The organism is Salinivibrio sp. KP-1 (assembly GCF_000968645.1).
Classification (GTDB): Bacteria; Pseudomonadota; Gammaproteobacteria; order Enterobacterales; family Vibrionaceae; genus Salinivibrio; species Salinivibrio siamensis.
The window spans coordinates 363,468-381,961 of sequence record NZ_LAQR01000002.1 but is presented as its reverse complement, the minus strand read 5'-3'; the positions used below and the strand labels follow the sequence as shown (position 1 = coordinate 381,961).

Here is an 18,494-nt window from a genome sequence, read left to right as displayed (position 1 = left end):
TCGTTACTTAACGGTAATAGGGCTGGAATTCACCACACGCACTAGTCAATGCCCAGTGCGCGCTTAACAGGTTTAAAACTTTTGCGATGCATTGGCAGAGCGCCATGCTCGGCCAACGCCGCCATGTGGACCTTGGTGGGATAGCCTTTGTGTTGAGCAAACCCATAGTTCGGGTAAGCGGCATCCAACATGGCCATTTCATGATCGCGATCGACTTTCGCCAAGATCGAGGCGGCACTAATTTCTGCTACCCGCAGGTCACCTTTTACCACGGCCTGTGCCGGCATCGGCAAGGATGGTACCCGGTTGCCATCAATTAATGCGTAATCAGGGGTGACCGATAAGCCATCAATCGCACGCTGCATCGCCAGCATGGTCGCATTTAAGATATTCAGCGAATCGATTTCATCAGGCTCTGCGCGCCCCACTGACCAAGCCAATGCTTTTTGTTTGATTTGATCATAAAGCGCGAGCCGTTTTTTCTCGCTCAACTTTTTCGAGTCCGTTAGACCCGCAATAGGCTGAGCCGGATCGAGAATCACCGCGGCAGTGACCACGGCACCGACCAAGGGCCCACGTCCGACTTCGTCGACCCCCGCGATAAGCTGTGCGTCAGGGTAGTGAAAAGGGTGTTCAGTCATGGCTATCTAATAAATTTAATACGGCATTGGCTGCAGACGTATCCGCATCTTTGCGGATGGTGTGATGCAACTCAGTAAAGGTGGTCAACAATGCCTGGTTATCACTGTCTAATTGCGCACTGACCGCGTCAGCCAGTGCGCCTGGCTCACACTCTTCTTGCAGCAGTTCCGGCACTAAAGGCGCGTCAGCGAGAATATTGGGTAAGGAAACATACTGCGTTTTAAGCAGGCGTTTGGCAAGCCATGCCGTGACCGGCTTGACCTTGTATCCCACCACCATCGGGCGTTTAAGTAACATGCACTCTAACGCTACGGTGCCAGAAGCGAGCAGCACCGAGTCGGCGGCGCTAATCACTTGGCGCGCCGTATCATCAACCAGGGTAAATGAAAGCTCTGGCGCGATCGCTTGCCAAGCCTGCTCAAATTGCTGTCGCCGGGTTTCATTAACGAGCGCGACCACAAACCCTAAGTCCGGATATCGCGCCGCCAGTTGCTGACACGCTTGTAAAAACGGCGGAGCTAACATCGACATTTCACTGCCACGGCTGCCAGGCAGCACTGCTAACCAACGTTTTTGGCTATCTAACCCAAGAGCACGCTGCGCGGCGAGTTTGTCCACCTGCATCGGAATGCTATCGGCCATGGTATGGCCAACAAACGCACAAGGCACATTAAACCTATCGTAAAACGCTTTCTCGAAGGGCAAAAAAGCCAGAACCAGATCAGTGGCTGCAGCAATCTTAAAAATCCGCTTTTGCCGCCATGCCCACACTGATGGGCTGACATAGTGAACGGTTTTGATCCCCGCTTTTTTTAATGATGCCTCGAGACGTAAATTAAAATCTGGGGCATCGATACCAATGAACACATCCGGCGGATTGACGGTAAAATGCTTGACCAACGCCGTTTTTACTTTCAGCAAACGTGGCAGTCGTCCTAGCACTTCTACCAGCCCCATCACAGAAAGCTCTTCCATATCGAACAAGCTGTGACAGCCTTGAGCCATCATTCTTGGGCCACCCACACCGACAAACTCAACATTAGGGTGTTGAGCTCGCATCGCTTTGATCAGGCCTTCACCTAAAACATCGCCGGAGATTTCTCCGGCGACGATTCCAACGCGTAATGGACGTTCACTCGGTAACATTAACGAATAACGCCTCGCGTCGAACGCTCAAAGAAGTCAATGAAAAGAGCCAGCGCCGGCTCGCTCTCGGCTTGCTCTGCAAGCTCTTTTTTCACTTCTTCTAAGGTTTTACCGGAGCGGTACATATTTTTATATACCGCCCGAATGGCGCGAATCGCTGATTTTTCAAACCCGCGTCGCTTCAGGCCTTCCACATTAATACCAAATGGCGCGCAATGATTGCCCTGTGCCATCACATAAGGGGGGACGTCTTGAACCACAATCGAACCACCGCCGAGCATGGCATGGCTGCCAATTACACAGAACTGGTGAATGGCTGACATGCCACCGACAATCGCATAATCATCGACATGAACGTGGCCCGCTAAGGTAGCGTTGTTGGCAAAAATACAATGATTACCGACCACACAATCATGGGCGACGTGGGCATTAATCATAAACAGGTTGTCGCTGCCAACTTTGGTTTCGCCTTTATCTTGGACCGTACCACGGTGCATCGTCACGCTTTCACGAATGGTGTTACGATCACCGATTTCTAGCGTGGTTGGCTCCCCAGCATATTTAAGATCTTGGCACGCTTCACCAATGGAAGCGAATTGATAAATGCGATTGTCTGCGCCGATACGGGTCGGGCCTTTGATCACAACATGTGTCATCACCTCGGTACCTGTACCGATTTCAACCCCTTCGCCAATATAAGAAAAAGCGCCGATTTTTACGTTTTCGCCCAATACGACGCCATCTTCGACAACCGCAGTGGGGTGAATGTAAGCCGTTTCGTGGATCACAATTAGATCTCTCTTCTTGCGCACTTCAGTTCCGCCGAGCAGACAACCTCGCCGTCTACTTTCGCCACCCCATTAAAGGCCGCAATACCTCGACGCTCTTTAATAAATTCCACCTCAAGCACCAATTGGTCACCCGGTGAGACCGGACGGCGGAATTTCGCATTATCAATGCTTGCAAAGTAGTATAGCTCGTTGTCTTTCGGCTTACCGAAGGTCTTAAACGCCAACAAGCCTGTTGCTTGCGCCATGGCCTCTAAAATGAGTACGCCTGGGAAAACAGGCAATTGCGGGAAATGACCCGTAAATTGAGGCTCATTGACAGTGATGTTTTTAATCGCGTGAAGGTATTGCCCTTCTTCAAAATCGATAACGCGATCAATCAACAAAAAAGGATAGCGGTGTGGTAACAGCTCTTTGATTTCGTTGATATGTAGAACTTTGTTTTCGCGAGTCAAGGTAGTATTCCCGTTCAAATCCAATACTGACTTCATTAACGCAAAACGGCCCGCGTTACTAAGGCGGGCCTGTCATCTCGGCGTTAATCTTGTTTTTCGAGCTGATTTTCCAGCTCTTTGAGCCGCTTGTGCATCTCATCAATCTTGAGTACACGCGCGGCAGTCTTCCGCCACTCGCGGTTGGGCTGCAACGGAATGCCGGACGAATACATGCCCGGCTCAGTGATTGGCCGCATCACCATCGCCATTCCCGTGATGGTCACGTTATCTGTGATTTCCATATGGCCATTAAACACGCTGGCGCCACCAATGATGCAGTGTTTACCTACCTTGAGGCTGCCTGCCATGACAGTTGCGCCGGCGATTGCCGTGTTCTCACCGATCGACACATTATGCGCAATCTGACACTGGTTGTCGATAATCACCCCATCGGCAATTTCGGTATCATCCAGTGCGCCCCGGTCAATGGTGGTGCACGCACCAATTTCGACCCTATCCCCAATCACAACGCGGCCAAGCTGAGGGATTTTCACCCACTTGCCTTTGTCATTGGCATAGCCGAAGCCGTCCGCACCGATCACGGTACCCGCTTGAATCAAGCAGTCTTGCCCTATCACTACCTCATGATAAAGGGTGACATTCGCCCAAAGCTTGGTCCGAGCGCCCACCTTTGTCCCTTTGCCGACAAAGCAACCCGCACCGATTTGCACACCATCACCAATGAGCGCGCCGGATTCAATCACCGCATTCGGTCCAATCGCCACACCTTCTCCCAACACTGCATCATCGGCCACCACCGCGGATGGGGCAATGTCGGTGGCGCAAGCTGGCGTCGAGTCGAGAATTTGCGCGACGTGGGCATAAGCCAAGTAGGGGTCTGACACCACCAAGGCGTTGCCTTGGCAGTACGATAGATCGCCCTCTTTTAGCATCACAGCGCTGGCGCGGCAGAGTGCCAAATTTTTACGGTATTTAGGGCTGGATAAGAAGGTGATTTGCCCTTCTCCCGCTGAATTCATCCCTGCAAGCGAGGTTATCGTTACAGCGCCATCTCCGTGGAGCTGTGCATCCAGTTTATCCGCTAATTCAGCGAGAGTAATCGAAACCATGGGCTCCTCGACTGTTATTTAACTGCGTTGATCACTTTTTCAGACAAGTCATCACTTGGGTTGGCGTATAAAACGGCATTGGCGTCAATCACCATGTCGTAGCCTTCTTGCTCAGCCACTTGATCGACCGCTGTCTTCAGCTTTTTGACCAGTTTAGACTCTTCTTGACCACCACGCTTGCGTTGATCTTCTTGTAACGCTTTCACTTTCAGCTTGTAATCGGACTCCATTGATTGGAGTTTACGCTGAAGCGTTACGCGCTCGTCTTCACTCATCAACTCACCATTACGCTTGAGCTTTTCCACGCCTTCAGAGAGCTTCTCTTTCAAGCGCTCAATTTCGGCCACTCGGTCTTTAAACTCACCGCGTAGCTTCTCATTGAGGTTGTTTTTCTTCGCCAATTGCGACATCACGGCCCCGGTTGATACATAGCCCACCTTCTGTGCAGCATCAGCCGCTGATGCGTACATGGACGTCGTCAATACCGCGACACTCAGTCCCGCTGCTTTCAAAAATGATTTCACAATAGTCTCCTTTCTGATCATCAGAATGTGCGCCCGATCGTGAAGGTAAAGAACTCTTCATCGTCGCCAGGCTGGCTTGTAATAGGTTTTGCGATGGAAAATACCAAAGGTGCCATCGGGGACATCCACTGCAGTGCCATACCATAAGAGGCACTGATATTGGATGGATCTGAATAATCCTTAATGTTATCTCGGCCACTGTAATTAGCAGCAGCGGATACGTCATACTCGGTATCCCACACTGAGGCGGCATCAATAAACACACTGGTACGGATTTGTTCGCGCGCTTCCTCTGAGGCGAACGGCGTTGGCACAATCAGCTCAGCACTGGCGCGTGCCATAGCGTTACCACCGACGGAGTCTGAAGAGCCGTAATCTCCTTCATTTTTCTCAACATCGTCACTACCAGGCTGCGTGGAACCACCGTTCTCATACACCGCTTTCGGTCCCACCGAGTTCGAACGGAAGCCACGCAGTGACGAGAAGCCCCCCGCGTAATAGTTCTCATAAAACGGCAGCATGTGATCTTGGCCATTGGTTTGCCCATAACCGTTACCATACGCAAGTCGGCCACGCATCAACAGCGTAAACTCGTGCTCTTGTGTCAGCGGCACGTATTGGCGGATGTCATACTGCATTTTAAAGTACTGTACATCCGAGCCGGGTACCGTCATCCGATACGAGGCACGTTGGTAGTTACCTGCGGTTGGGAAATAGCCGCGGTTGAGGTTATTGCGCGTCCAGGATACTGAAATATCAAAGTCGTCAACTTCCAGGCCTTCATTGTGATTCAGGTTATCCTGATGACGCTCCAAAAACTTATCAATTTGATAATAACGGCCGAGGTTCTCAATCTTGTTATGTGTGTACCCTAGCGAGAAATCAATCGAGTTCAGCTCATCAGTCCAAAAACCCCAGGTGAGGTTGGTACCGTAACTTTGGTTGGTATACTCAACGATGTTAGCGTCACGCGCTTCAAACTCGTTATAGAATACCTTACCGCCCAGGCTCACACCGTCGAGCGTAAAGTAAGGATCACGGTACTCAAGCGTCAGGTTTTTGCGATAGTCGTTGACCATGGCGTTGATACCAAACCGGTTCCCAGTGCCCGCAAAGTTATCTTGCTGTAAGCCGAGCTGTAAGCTTGCGCCTGACTCGGTGCCATAACCGATACCAAAGTTGATACTACCTGAGTTAGCTTCTTTAACTTTGTAGTTAACGTCGACTTGATCATCAGTGCCTGGTACGCGCTGAGTGTCCACTTCAACATTCTGGAAAAAGCCGGTTCGACTGAGACGCTCTTTACCGCGGGTGACCGCTTTTGAGTTAAGCCAAGTGCCTTCAAGCTGTCGCATTTCACGGCGCAACACTTCATCTTTGGTGGTGGTGTTGCCTGAAAAACGGACATTGCGCACGTAAATACGCTTACCTGGCTCGACATTGACCGTTAACGACACTTGCTGATTGTCATCATCAAAGCTGGGTAAGGTGTTCACTTTGGGGTAGGCAAAGCCTGTCTCGCCTAAGTGGCGTTTGATCGCCTCTTCAAGTGCAGTCACTTTATCACCGTTATAGGTATCACCACGGGTGAAGGTGACTAATGAACGGTAAATCTCTTCATTCTGTGGATCACCACGAAAGTCCAAATCAGCGACCTGATAAGGCTTGCCCTCGTTGACATTCAAGGTGATGTAGACCCCTTTTTTGTCAGGTGAAATAGCCACTTGTGTCGACTCAACACGGAACTTAAGGTAACCGCGATTGAGATAAAAACTGCGTAGTTTTTCAAGATCGCCTGCAAGAACCTGTTTTTGGTACTTTTCGTTGGCGAGGAAATTCCACCACGGCACGTCGGCACGCAAATCAAAATTATCACGCAGCTGCTCATCACTGAACACATCATTGCCGACAAAGTTAATTTGCTCAATTTTGGCCGATACGCCCTCAGTGAAAACAAATTTCAAATCGGCACGATTACGCGGCAAGGGGGTGACCACCGCTTTCACCGACGCACTGTACTTACCGACGCTGTAGTAAAAGTCTTCAAGACCTTTTTCGATTTTGCTCAGTTGGGTGCGATCGAGCGCTTCACCGACACGAAGGCCTGACGATGTCAGGTTCTCTTTTAGCTGCTCTTCCTTAATCGCCTTATTCCCTGAAAAGGAAATACTGGCAATGGTCGGGCGCTCTACCACTTTGACCAGCAGTGCTTCGTCATCGCGGTAAACTCGCACATCCTCAAAGTTACCAGAGGCAAAAAGTGCATTGATAATGTCAGCCACATCGTCGTCGTCCACTTTGTCGCCGACACGCACTGGCATTGACAACAAAGCGGCCCCTAGACTGACTCGTTGCAGTCCCTCAAAGCGGATATCGCTGACTTGAAATGTGTCAGCATGCGCCATACTACTGCTTACTAAAAGAGACGCTATTAATAGTTTTTTCATCGCCATCTGCTATCTGACTTATCCTTGAATACTAACCGTTTAAAGTCGGGCGAAGTCGTTAAACAATGCCACTGCCATTACCATCATCAACACGGCAGCGCCGATTCGATACCCAAAGTCCTGCACACGCTCCGATACCGGTCGCCGTGTGACAGCCTCAATCCCAAAGAACAGCAAATGGCCGCCATCCAATACGGGCAGAGGGAGTAAATTGATAATGCCTAGGTTCACACTAATCAGTGCCATAAACCCTAAAAATGAGATCAGCCCGATCTCCGCGGTCATCCCCGCGCCTTTTGCTATCGATATTGGGCCACTCAAATTATTCACCCCAACATCGCCGGTAATCAGTTTTTTGATCATATTGACCGTCATACTGATCACTTGGCCTGTTTTCCCCACTGCCTCCGGTATCGCTGCGAATGGTCCATACTGTTGGGTGAATCGATATGACTCGGGCCACTCGTCCATTTGTGGCGCAATGCCAGCATAGCCTGTGACCTCACCATGACTGCGACGCGCATCCGGCGTTAATACCACAGATTGACGCTGCCCCTGTCGCAATATTGTCAGCGACAGGGCTTGGTCTGGGCTCGCTTTAATCACCTCGACCAAGCGCTGCCATGACGACAGCTCGGTATCAGCCACTGCAATAATTTTGTCGCCTTGCTTGAGACCCGCTTGCTCTGCCGCGCTTCCTTCTACCACTTGCGCGATCGATAAAGTAATCGCAGGGCGATAGGGGGTGATCCCCAGCGTCGTCAGAGGTGATTGGTGCTCTGGGTCAAACTGCCATTGGCGTAAATCCAGTTGATAGTCTCTGCCATAACTAGACGTTGGGCTCGGTTTGGCGGTGAGGGTCATGCTCTCATCACCAATGTGACCAATCAACGCAAAATTAACAGCTTGCCAATCAGCGGTTTCGACGCCTGAAACCTGGGTTAGTTCCATACCTGGTTCAATTCCCGCTTCTGCCGCGATCGAATTGGGTGCAATTTCACCAATCACAGGTTTGACGGCAGGAACACCTATCATCATCACCAGCCAGTATGCAAAAACGGCAAATACGAAATTAGCGATGGGGCCAGCGGCAACAATAGCACTGCGCTGCCACAAAGGCTGGTTGTTAAATGCGCGTGGTTTATCGGCATCCGGCACCGCTTCGATGCGCTCGTCCAGCATTTTGACATAGCCGCCAAGGGGGATGGCGGCAATCACATATTCGGTGCCATCCTTACCAAATTTTCGCCACAATGCGCGACCAAAACCAATGGAAAAGCGCTCCACTTTCACGCCACAACGGCGAGCCACCCAAAAATGGCCGAACTCGTGAATCGCAACCAGTATGCCCAACGCGACGATAAACGCCGCTGCATTCCATAGAAACCCGCTCATGGTGTCACCTTAGCAATCTGCTCATTTGCAGTGATGCGCGCTATTCTATCCAGCTCAAATAAGCAATCCAAGCTTGTTGGCGTAGGAAGCGAGGACTGGGTCAAAACCTGTTCATTGATACGCGCAATATCCATAAACCCGATTTTTCCTGCCAAAAAGGCTGCTACCGCCTGTTCGTTGGCCGCATTCAAGCTCGTCGTCGCCGCTTGTCCTTGCTCGCAGGCCGCGATCGCGAGCGATAAGCAGGGATAACGTCGAGCATCCGGTGCCATAAAGGTAAATTCGCCAATTTGGGTAAAATCCAGCGGCGCAACGGAGGCATGAACACGCTCAGGGTACCCCATCGCATGAGCAATAGGGGTACACATATCTGGCGTCCCTAATTGTGCTAACACCGAGCCGTCACACATTTGCACCATGGAGTGGATCACTGACTGAGGATGGATCACCACCTCCAGCTGTTCAGGCTTGGCGTTGAATAACCAACGCGCTTCTATGTATTCCAAGCCTTTATTCATCATGGTGGCTGAGTCGACTGAGATTTTAGGGCCCATCGACCAGTTCGGATGTGCGACTGCCTCTTCGACGCTCACACTGGCAAGACTTTGCGGATCGCGATAACGGAACGGGCCACCAGAGCCGGTTAACAGGATTTTGCTGACCCCCGCGGCATGAAGATCGCAACGCCCAGGTGTGTGTTGAACCGCCTGCGGCAAGCATTGAAAAATGGCATTGTGTTCACTGTCGATAGGGAGCAGCTCGGCGCCATATTGATAAACGGCATCAATAAAGAACTGTCCAGACATCACTAAGGCTTCTTTATTGGCAAGCAGAACACGTTTGCCCGCCTTCACCGCCGCCATGGTCGAGGATAACCCTGCCGCCCCGACCACGGCAGCCATCACCATATCTACCTCAGGTAGCGAAGCCAGTTGACACAGCCCCTCCTCTCCAGCAAGCACCTCGGTAGCTAGGCCTTTGCTCGCGAGTCTTTTCCTGAGCTGCTGAGCCGCATCGTGGTCGGCCATCGCCGCATAAGCGGGCTGCCAACAAAGACACAAAGCGGTCATTTTTTCCACATTGGTATGGGCAGCCAGTGCCACTACCTCATACTGCTCAGGGTTCGCTTCAACCACTTTCAATGTGCTTGAACCAATCGAACCTGTCGCGCCTAACACGGTGATTTTTTGCATTTCAACGACTCGTTTCACTTAATTCGCAAACGCGAAGTACAACACGGTAAAAACAGGGAATGCCGCCGTCAGACTATCAATACGATCGAGAATGCCGCCGTGACCGGGCAGCAGGTTCCCGCTGTCTTTAATCCCTGCCACACGCTTAAACATGCTTTCCGCGAGATCCCCCAATACCGACGCAAGGGCCGTCACCATTGCAATCGCCAACAAGATACCGAGGTTGGCAAAATGAAGCTCGAGGACATGGGCGCCAAGCCAGGTCACACCGACCGCTGCGGAAAGTCCACCCAGCAACCCTTCGAGGGTTTTATTGGGGCTTACCGCCGGCGCCATTTTGTGTTTGCCAAATTTCTTTCCGGCAAAGTAAGCGCCACTATCGGCGCACCACACCAATACAAAGACCAGTAAGACTAGCTTCGCACCGTAATAGGTCGAAAACTGATAGTCCGCCGCCCGCAATAACAACACACTCCACATAAACGGCAGCATAGTAAGCAGGCCAAAGACAAGACGGAGTAGCTTGCTGTGAGTCCAATAGTTACCCGAGCGCGGGAACGCGAGCACTAAAACGGTGGCAAACAGCCACCACGCCGCCCCCGCAGCAGCAACCGCAAAAGGCGGAAAACGTACGTGCCCCAATGCCATGGCATCAAAAGGGAGAGCAAACAGAGACAATGCCAACGCAGCAGCGGGAATGATAAAAGTCAGCAGGCGTGAAGACGCTGAAACAAATTGCGTCCACTCCCATAGCCCAATAAGCGTGACGACCGCTATCGCTGCCACAAAGGCAGGAAAGGGTAAGTAGAAGACGCCCGCGACCACTAACGGGACTAATAAAGCCGCGGTTAAAACTCGTTGTTTGAGCAAACTGATTCCTCGTGGTTACTTATCCGTTGTTATCATGGCTTTGATTTGCTCGCCCGTGCAACCAAACCGTCGCTCCCGGTTGACGTACCAAGCCACAGCATCATACAAACTCTGTTCGTTGAAGTCGGGCCAATATTGCTCGGTGAAACACAGCTCGGCATAAGCGGCTTGCCATAAAATAAAGTTACTAATGCGACACTCCCCGCTGGTGCGGATCATCAAGTCCACATCCGGCAAGTCGGCCAACATGAGATGGCGCGCAATATCTTGTTCGCCAATATCATTGGGCTGCAACTGTCCTGCCGCGACTTCTTCAGCCACACGGCGTGTTGCCTGAGTGATGTCCCACTGCCCACCATAATTGGCAGCAATATTGAGCACTAAACGGTCATTGTCGGCCGTTAGGGCTTCGGCTTCGGCTATTTTGGCTTGCAGTGACGGGCTAAAGCGAGAGGTATCACCGATGATGCGTAGTTGCACCCCATGACTGTCGAGTCGTTTGACTTCACGAGAAAGCACATTGATAAACAGCTCCATCAATACACTCACTTCGTCTTCAGGGCGACGCCAGTTCTCGCTGCTAAATGCAAACAAGGTGAGGGCTTTGACCCCGATTTCAGACGCTGCTTTCACCGTTTTACGCACCGCTTTCACACCCGCTTTATGTCCAAACACACGGGCTTTGCCTCGTGCCTTGGCCCAGCGTCCATTACCGTCCATGATTACGGCAATGTGCTGCGGTAAAGCGGCAGATTCGAGCTGCGCATCAAGAGACTGGGAACTCATGTTTCTCCTTGGCAAATAAAAAGCGCTGTACTGCACGCACAGCGCTTTAGCATCGGCGGTAAAGTCTAATGAGATTTAGACTTCCATCAACTCTTTTTCTTTTGCATCAAGAAGTGCATCAACATTCTTGACCGCTTCGTCAGTCAACTTTTGAATATCATCTTGCGCACGACGTTCGTCATCTTCAGAGATTTCTTTGTCTTTAAGCAGCGCTTTAAGCTCATTGTTAGCGTCACGGCGAATGTTACGAATGGCCACACGGCCTTGCTCGCCTTCGGCACGCACTACTTTCACCATGTCTTTACGACGCTCTTCGGTCAGCGGCGGCAAAGGGACACGGATCACGGTGCCGGCTGAGGCTGGATTGAGACCCAAGTCTGAGGTCATGATTGCTTTTTCAACCGCTTGAGTCACTTGCTTGTCGTATACGCTGATCGCCAACGTACGCGCATCTTCAGCCACGATAGAGGCTAGCTGATTAAGTGGCGTTGGAGCCCCATAATACTCGACAGTGATCCCCTCCAGTAAACTGGGGTGAGCACGGCCTGTGCGCAATTTACCTAGCGTGTGTTTTAGCGCCTCTACACTTTTATCCATACGCGCTTTCGCGTCGTCTTTTATGTCATTAATCACGGGAGTATCCTTGCGATTGAATTAGTTTGTAAGATTATGCCACCAATACCGGCTTAGCTGTTAGTGATCAAAGTGCCTTCTGCCTCGCCCATCACGACACGGCGCAATGCACCTGGCTTGTTCATATTAAAGACACGAAGTGGCAACTTATGATCGCGTGCTAACGTAAATGCGGCCAAATCCATCACTTTCAACTCTTTTTCTAAAACATCTTGATATGTCAGCGAGTCATAAAGCGTTGCATCCGGGTTTTTGGTTGGGTCATCACTGTAAACACCATCAACCTTGGTTGCCTTAATCACGATATCAGATTCAATTTCGATACCGCGTAAGCACGCCGCCGAATCCGTGGTGAAGAAAGGGTTACCTGTCCCGGCGGAGAATATCACCACGCGACCATTGCGAAGCTGGCTAATCGCTTCTGCCCAATTGTAGCTATCACACACACCATTCAAGGGAATGGCTGACATCACTCGCGCGTTCACATAGGCACGATGAAGTGCGTCACGCATTGCCAATCCGTTCATCACGGTGGCTAACATACCCATGTGATCGCCCACAACACGGTTCATTCCCGCCTCAGCAAGACCAGCACCACGGAATAGATTACCGCCGCCGATAACCAAACCCACTTGAACACCCAGCTCGACCAGTTCTTTGATTTCTTGTGCCATGCGATCTAGCACGGCGGGATCAATCCCGAATCCATCATCGCCCTGCAGGGCTTCACCACTAAGTTTAAGTAAAATTCGTTGATAAGCTGGCTTAGGATTTGTAGTCATTTCACTACCTTTCTATTAGGCACTAGTTAGGGAAGAAGGTTATGGAAGACCGCGGCGAGCACCGCGGTCTGAGTCAGAAAAATTAGCTTTGTTGTGCCGCAGCAACTTCTGCAGCAAAGTCTACTTCTTCTTTCTCGATGCCTTCGCCCACTTCAAAGCGGATGAAGTCGGTCACTTCGGCACCTTTCTCTTTCAGCATTTGGCCCACAGTTTGTGATGGGTCCATGACGAATGCTTGACCCGTCAGAGAAATTTCACCGGTGAATTTCTTCATGCGGCCAGCAACCATTTTCTCTGCGATGTCAGCAGGCTTGCCTGATTCCATTGCGATATCAACCTGAATTTGCTTCTCTTTCTCTACCACGTCGGCAGGTACATCTTCAGGGTTAACATAGTCAGGCTTAGACGCTGCAATGTGCATAGCCACGTGCTTGATGGTTTCTTCGTCCGCTTTTGCCGCAACGATAACACCGATGCGACCGCCGTGACGGTAAGAACCCACTTTCTCGCCTTCGATGAATGAAACACGACGAATATCCATGTTTTCACCGATTTTCGCGACGAGATCAGCACGCTGCTGTTCAAATTTTTCTTTCAGCGCGTCGATTTCAAGGCCTTCAGCCAGTGCAGTTTCAGCAACTTGATCAGCAAATTCCGCGAAGTTTGCGTCTTTTGCAACGAAGTCAGTTTCACAGTTGATCTCAACGATCGCTGCTTTGCCTTCGTTTTCTTTCACTAGGATCACACCTTCAGCAGCAACACGGCCAGCTTTTTTCGCTGCTTTTGCCGCACCGCTCTTACGCATGTTCTCGATTGCCACTTCGATATCTGCGTTCGCTTCAACCAGTGCTTTTTTACATTCCATCATGCCAGCGCCAGTGCGCTCGCGAAGTTCTTTAACCAGGGCAGCGGTAACAGTTGCCATTGTTCAATCCTCGATTCGAAACTATTTGGGTAAAAAACAGGGGCCCGAAATCGGCCCCTGCTAACCATACTTAGCTTACAGCATGAAAGATGACACGCTGATGGCTAAGAACGCTCACAAGGAGCTGTCGTCTTATTCAGCGACTTCAACCAGCTCGTCTTCTGCTTGCGCAACGATGTCTTGGCTACGGCCTTCTTTGTAAGCGTCAGACGCGGCATTCAGGTAAAGCTGGATAGCGCGGATTGCGTCATCGTTACCTGGAATGACGTGGTCAACGCCGTCTGGGTTAGAGTTAGTATCTACCACTGCAAATACTGGGATACCCAGGTTGTTCGCTTCTTTGATGGCAATGTGCTCGTGATCCGCATCGATAACGAACATTGCATCAGGCAGGCCGTTCATGTTCTTGATACCACCCAGTGATTTGTCGAGCTTTTCCATCTCACGGGTGTACATCAGTGCTTCTTTCTTGGTCAGCTTCTCAAACGTACCGTCAGTAGACTGAGTTTCCAGGTCTTTCAGACGCTTGATAGATGTACGAACGGTTTTCCAGTTAGTGAGCATGCCGCCCAACCAACGGTTGCTTACATAAAACTGCTCGCAGTTTTCTGCTGCCGCTTTTACCGCTTCGCTTGCTGCGCGCTTAGTACCAACGAACAGGACTTTACCTTTACGCTCACCGATTTTTGACAGTTCAGCCAAAGCATCGTTAAACATTGGTACAGTTTTCTCAAGGTTGATGATGTGCACCTTGTTACGTGAACCAAAGATGAAAGGCTTCATTTTTGGGTTCCAGTAACGAGTTTGGTGACCGAAGTGTACGCCCGCCTTGAGCATGTCGCGCATTGAAACAGTAGCCATGATAATTTCCTCTTGGGGTTAGGCCTCCACATATCCCATTCACCGACCCGCTTGAGGGCACCCCGGTTAATGTGTCGATATGTGTGTGATTTAAAATAAAAAGTATTGAGTGAAGACCATCAAACTGAAACCCAGCTCGGCTAGATTGATCACAATGACGGTTTTCGGCGCGCTTTATACCACAAAAACACCAGCAAAATCCAGCAATATTGCGCATTCGGTCAAGCGTGGTTGCCACTGCATCTCATCGGGATCCTGCCCCTTTTGGTTTCCAGAATGCAGATGGCTTGGTACCATAGCGCCACATCATACGGCTGATCACCTCAGTCACTGCGACAAGCGTAGCAGGTCTGGGCGGCTGTGCTCGATGATACCGAGCGTGAAAAGATCCGGCTCTCGTTCTTATCGTCATCATTGAGCGACCCAAATTAAAGTGAGAAAGCAAAATGACAATCCCGATTAAAACAGAAGAAGAAATTGAAAAAATGCGCGTCGCTGGCCGCTTGGCGTCCGACGTGCTCGTCATGCTTGGCGACCATGTAAAACCCGGTATCACTACGCGTGAGCTGGATGACATTGCCCACCAATACATGACTGAAGTGCAAGGCACCACGCCGGCTACCTTGGACTACCACGGTTTTCCAAAGTCAATGTGCACCTCGATTAACCACGTGGTTTGTCACGGCATTCCGAATGATAATGATGTGTTGCAGGATGGCGATATTGTCAATATCGATGTGACCGTGATTAAAGATGGCTACCATGGCGATACCTCAAAGATGTTTTTAGTCGGAGAGGTCTCTTTGGAAGACAAACGTCTTTGTCGTGTGACACAAGAAAGTCTCTATCACGCGATCAAAAAGGTAAAACCGGGGGCTACCGTGGGTGAGCTCGGGACCGCCATTCAAAAATTCATTAAAAATAGCAATACACGCTACTCTATCGTGAAAGAGTACTGTGGGCATGGCATTGGTGCGAGCTTCCATGAAGACCCTCAAGTGGTGCACTACAAAAATAATGATCGCACTGTACTCAAACCTGGCATGTGCTTCACCATTGAGCCTATGATTAATGCAGGTAAATACGGTACCGTGCTTGATGAAGACGACGGCTGGACGGTATACACCATCGACGGTAAGAAATCGGCCCAGTGGGAGCACACCCTGCTGGTCACCGAGACGGGCGTCGAGGTATTAACGTTGAGAGAGGAAGAAAACCTCCCGCGTTACATCAACCACTAATCCAACCCTTAAAAGCCGGCTTCGCTCCGGCTTTTTTTTGCGCAAAGGATCGCCATGACAGACACAGTGATTACGCCACAACACCTTGAGGATGATCAGCTCGACCCCATCACCCTCAAAGCCCAATTTCAGCAATTGCTTGAACAGCAAAAACAGGACTTTTTGGCCAATGTTCCTGTGGCGGAATTGGTGTACCAGCGCACCGATTATATGGATGCCTTACTGGCACGCTTGTGGCATCACTTTGGGTTCGCACACACCTCACTTGCCTTAGTCGCGGTGGGGGGATATGGTCGGCGCGAACTGCACCCTCTGTCGGATATCGATTTACTCCTGCTCTGCCAGGCCCCATTAGATGCTCACCAGCAACAAAGTTTAAGCGATCTGCTTACCCTTTTATGGGATTTAAAGCTCGAAGTCGGCCACAGTGTACGCACCGTCGACGAGTGCATCCGGGTTGGGCTGGACGATTTGACTGTCGCCACCAACTTACAAGAATCTCGCTTATTATGTGGTGACGCGCAGCTTTTTGATGCGCTTGAAACGCGCGTGCATGATGACAGCTTTTGGCCCAGCGAACGGTTTTATCAAGCCAAAGTTGAAGAACAAAAAGCCCGCCACCGCCGCTATCATGACACCGCCTACAAGCTTGAGCCTGATTTGAAACTCAGTCCTGGCAGCCTGCGCGATATTCACACCTTATCGTGGATTGCGCGCCGTCACTTTGGTGCCACCAGCTTACGAGAGATGAGTGATTTTGGCTTTTTAACCGACGCGGAATATCGCGAGCTCAATGAGTGTCAAAATGTATTGTGGCGAATTCGCTTTGCGCTTCACCTTGAGCTGCGCCGTTACGACAATCGCCTCACCTTCGCGCATCAAACATCGGTCGCGGAACTACTCGGTTACCGCGGTGAAGGGAATCGTGCGGTCGAAACCATGATGAAAGACTTCTTCCGCACACTTGGGCGGGTCGGTGAGCTCAACAAAATGCTGCTACAAATCTTTGATCAAGTGATCATCGATAATGGTCGCGCCGGAGAAATCGACGTCTTAAGTGATGATTTTCAGCGCTGCGGACGCACCATCGAAGCGCGCAAACCCGCGCTATTTCAAGCGCGACCGGAAACCATTCTCGACATGATGCTGCATATTGCCAATGACACGTCGATTGAAGCGATTGCAGCGCCTACCCTGCGGCAGTTGCGTACAGCAAGACGTCGACTCAATCACTTTTTGTGTCAGCAAGAAGACGCACGCGAAAAATTCATGGCCTTGGTTCGTCACCCCAATGCGCTGCACAAGGCCTTTGGCTTAATGCATCGCCACGGGGTGATGTCGGCCTACTTACCACAGTGGAGTCAAATTGTTGGGCAGATGCAGTTTGACTTATTCCATGTCTACACGGTTGATGAGCACACGATCCGACTGCTCAAACATATGCGCTTATTTGATGACGAGGCCAACCGAGACCGCCATCCGATCTGTTGTGATGTCTTCCCCCGTTTAGCACGCCGCGAGCTTTTATTGATTGCAGCCATTTTCCATGACATTGGCAAGGGACGTGGCGGGGATCATAGCGAAATTGGCGCCATTGAATCGCATGATTTTTGTTTAGAGCATGGCTTGTCAAAACCAGAAGCGAATATTGTTAGCTGGCTCGTCCGTAATCACTTATTGATGTCCGTCACCGCACAGCGCCGCGATATATACGATCCTGATGTTATCACCGATTTTGCCAAAGAAGTGCGCGACGAAGAACGACTGGATCTCCTCCTTTGTCTCACCGTCGCAGACATTAATGCCACCAACCCAGACTTATGGAACAGTTGGAAGCGCACACTGATCGCAGAGCTGTATTACTCTACACAAAAAGCGCTCCGCCGAGGCTTAGAAAACCCGCCAGATGTGCGTGAACGCATTCGTCATAACAAACATTTAGCGGCAGCCATGTTACGTAAACAAGGCCATAGCCCGAGGGATATAGAAGTGTTATGGCAGCGTTTCAAGGCGGACTACTTTCTGCGCCATACCCATAAACAAATTGCTTGGCACAGTGAGCATCTCCTTCATCACACCGGCGACGCCCCACTGGTGCTGGTAAGTAAAAAAGCAACCCGTGGCGGGACCGAGATTTTTGTTTACTGCCAAGACCGGCCCAGTTTGTTTGCGCGCGTGGTAGCGGCTCTCGATAAGAAAAACCTGAGCGTCCATGATGCACAAGTGATGACCAGTAAAGATGGTCACGCCCTCGATACCTTTATGGTGCTAGACCAAAATGACGATGCCATTCCTCTTGACCGTCACCCGAGCATTATCAAAGGGGTCAGCAAGGCGCTGGGAGAAACCGGGACAATGACTATCCCCAAACGGCGAGCACCGCAAAAACTTCAGCATTTTTCGGTTAAAACCCAGGTACTTTTCTTACCCACGAAAAACGGTCGTCGCACATTGATGGAGCTAGTAGCACTCGACACACCTGGACTACTGGCTCGGGTCGGGGCCGTCTTTGCGCGCCAAAATGTCAGTGTCCATGCCGCTAAAATCACCACCATTGGCGAGCGCGCCGAAGACTTTTTTATCGTCACCGACGCAGAGAACCAAGCATTAACTTCCGAGCATCAGGAACAGTTAAAAGCGGCACTGGAGAAAGCGCTCGCTCGCGCCAAGTAACAAGCAACCCCCATCAACTATGCT

17 protein-coding genes are annotated in these 18,494 nt (G+C 50.7%); 2 read left to right on the top strand and 15 right to left on the bottom strand.

The genetic code is table 11. The features are described 5' to 3' along the window. Positions 1–41: 41 nt before the first annotated feature. The 15 genes from rnhB to rpsB form a co-directional block, all read right to left on the bottom strand. Complete coding sequence (rnhB, locus tag WN56_RS06215; RefSeq protein ID WP_046074188.1) at positions 42–641, bottom strand: ribonuclease HII; 600 nt, start codon at positions 639–641, stop codon at positions 42–44. Next, a complete protein-coding gene (gene lpxB / locus WN56_RS06210; protein ID WP_046074187.1) occupies positions 634–1,788 on the bottom strand; it encodes a lipid-A-disaccharide synthase in 1,155 nt (384 codons plus the stop codon). The genes rnhB and lpxB overlap by 8 nt, the downstream gene beginning before the upstream one ends. Then, the gene (gene lpxA, locus WN56_RS06205; RefSeq protein WP_046074186.1) at positions 1,788–2,576 is read right to left on the bottom strand and encodes an acyl-ACP--UDP-N-acetylglucosamine O-acyltransferase; all 789 of its coding nucleotides are present in this window, start codon (positions 2,574–2,576) and stop codon (positions 1,788–1,790) included. Before lpxA ends, lpxB begins: the two co-directional genes overlap by 1 nt. A gap of 2 nt (positions 2,577–2,578) precedes the next feature. After that, positions 2,579–3,031, bottom strand: coding sequence for a 3-hydroxyacyl-ACP dehydratase FabZ (fabZ, locus tag WN56_RS06200; RefSeq protein WP_046074224.1), 453 nt, complete (start codon positions 3,029–3,031; stop codon positions 2,579–2,581). Positions 3,032–3,114: 83 nt separating this feature from the next. Further along, positions 3,115–4,140, bottom strand: coding sequence for a UDP-3-O-(3-hydroxymyristoyl)glucosamine N-acyltransferase (lpxD, locus tag WN56_RS06195; protein WP_046074185.1), 1,026 nt, complete (start codon positions 4,138–4,140; stop codon positions 3,115–3,117). 14 nt (positions 4,141–4,154) lie between these two features. Continuing rightward, positions 4,155–4,664: an OmpH family outer membrane protein gene (locus tag WN56_RS06190; protein ID WP_046074184.1), complete on the bottom strand. Its 510-nt coding sequence runs from the start codon at positions 4,662–4,664 to the stop codon at positions 4,155–4,157. Positions 4,665–4,684: 20 nt separating this feature from the next. Then, the gene (gene bamA, locus WN56_RS06185; RefSeq protein WP_046074183.1) at positions 4,685–7,117 is read right to left on the bottom strand and encodes an outer membrane protein assembly factor BamA; all 2,433 of its coding nucleotides are present in this window, start codon (positions 7,115–7,117) and stop codon (positions 4,685–4,687) included. A gap of 33 nt (positions 7,118–7,150) precedes the next feature. Next, a complete protein-coding gene (gene rseP, locus WN56_RS06180; protein ID WP_046074182.1) occupies positions 7,151–8,506 on the bottom strand; it encodes a sigma E protease regulator RseP in 1,356 nt (451 codons plus the stop codon). Then, complete coding sequence (ispC, locus tag WN56_RS06175) at positions 8,503–9,699, bottom strand: 1-deoxy-D-xylulose-5-phosphate reductoisomerase (RefSeq protein WP_046074181.1); 1,197 nt, start codon at positions 9,697–9,699, stop codon at positions 8,503–8,505. The genes rseP and ispC overlap by 4 nt, the downstream gene beginning before the upstream one ends. Positions 9,700–9,717: 18 nt before the next feature. Beyond that, positions 9,718–10,569 carry a phosphatidate cytidylyltransferase gene (locus WN56_RS06170; RefSeq protein ID WP_046074180.1) on the bottom strand — a complete coding sequence of 284 codons (852 nt, stop codon included), beginning with the start codon at positions 10,567–10,569 and terminating at the stop codon, positions 9,718–9,720. Between the two features lie 15 nt (positions 10,570–10,584). Next, positions 10,585–11,355 (bottom strand): isoprenyl transferase, encoded by a 771-nt coding sequence (locus tag WN56_RS06165; RefSeq protein WP_046074179.1) that lies wholly within the window; start codon positions 11,353–11,355, stop codon positions 10,585–10,587. A 75-nt stretch (positions 11,356–11,430) separates the two neighbouring features. After that, complete coding sequence (gene frr / locus WN56_RS06160) at positions 11,431–11,988, bottom strand: ribosome recycling factor (RefSeq protein WP_046074178.1); 558 nt, start codon at positions 11,986–11,988, stop codon at positions 11,431–11,433. A 53-nt stretch (positions 11,989–12,041) separates the two neighbouring features. After that, positions 12,042–12,770, bottom strand: a complete 729-nt coding sequence (gene pyrH, locus WN56_RS06155; protein ID WP_046074177.1) for a UMP kinase — start codon at positions 12,768–12,770, stop codon at positions 12,042–12,044. 82 nt (positions 12,771–12,852) lie between these two features. Beyond that, a complete protein-coding gene (tsf, locus tag WN56_RS06150) occupies positions 12,853–13,695 on the bottom strand; it encodes a translation elongation factor Ts (RefSeq protein ID WP_046074176.1) in 843 nt (280 codons plus the stop codon). Positions 13,696–13,827: 132 nt separating this feature from the next. Continuing rightward, a complete protein-coding gene (gene rpsB, locus WN56_RS06145; RefSeq protein ID WP_046074175.1) occupies positions 13,828–14,556 on the bottom strand; it encodes a 30S ribosomal protein S2 in 729 nt (242 codons plus the stop codon). A 446-nt stretch (positions 14,557–15,002) separates the two neighbouring features. On the opposite strand from rpsB, the gene map reads away from it, so the two are divergent. Both map and glnD read left to right on the top strand, forming a co-directional pair. Next, positions 15,003–15,797, top strand: coding sequence for a type I methionyl aminopeptidase (gene map / locus WN56_RS06140; protein ID WP_046074174.1), 795 nt, complete (start codon positions 15,003–15,005; stop codon positions 15,795–15,797). A 54-nt stretch (positions 15,798–15,851) separates the two neighbouring features. Continuing rightward, entirely contained in the window at positions 15,852–18,470 is a 2,619-nt protein-coding gene (glnD, locus tag WN56_RS06135; protein ID WP_046074173.1) for a bifunctional uridylyltransferase/uridylyl-removing protein GlnD, read from the top strand. Positions 18,471–18,494 lie beyond the last annotated feature (24 nt).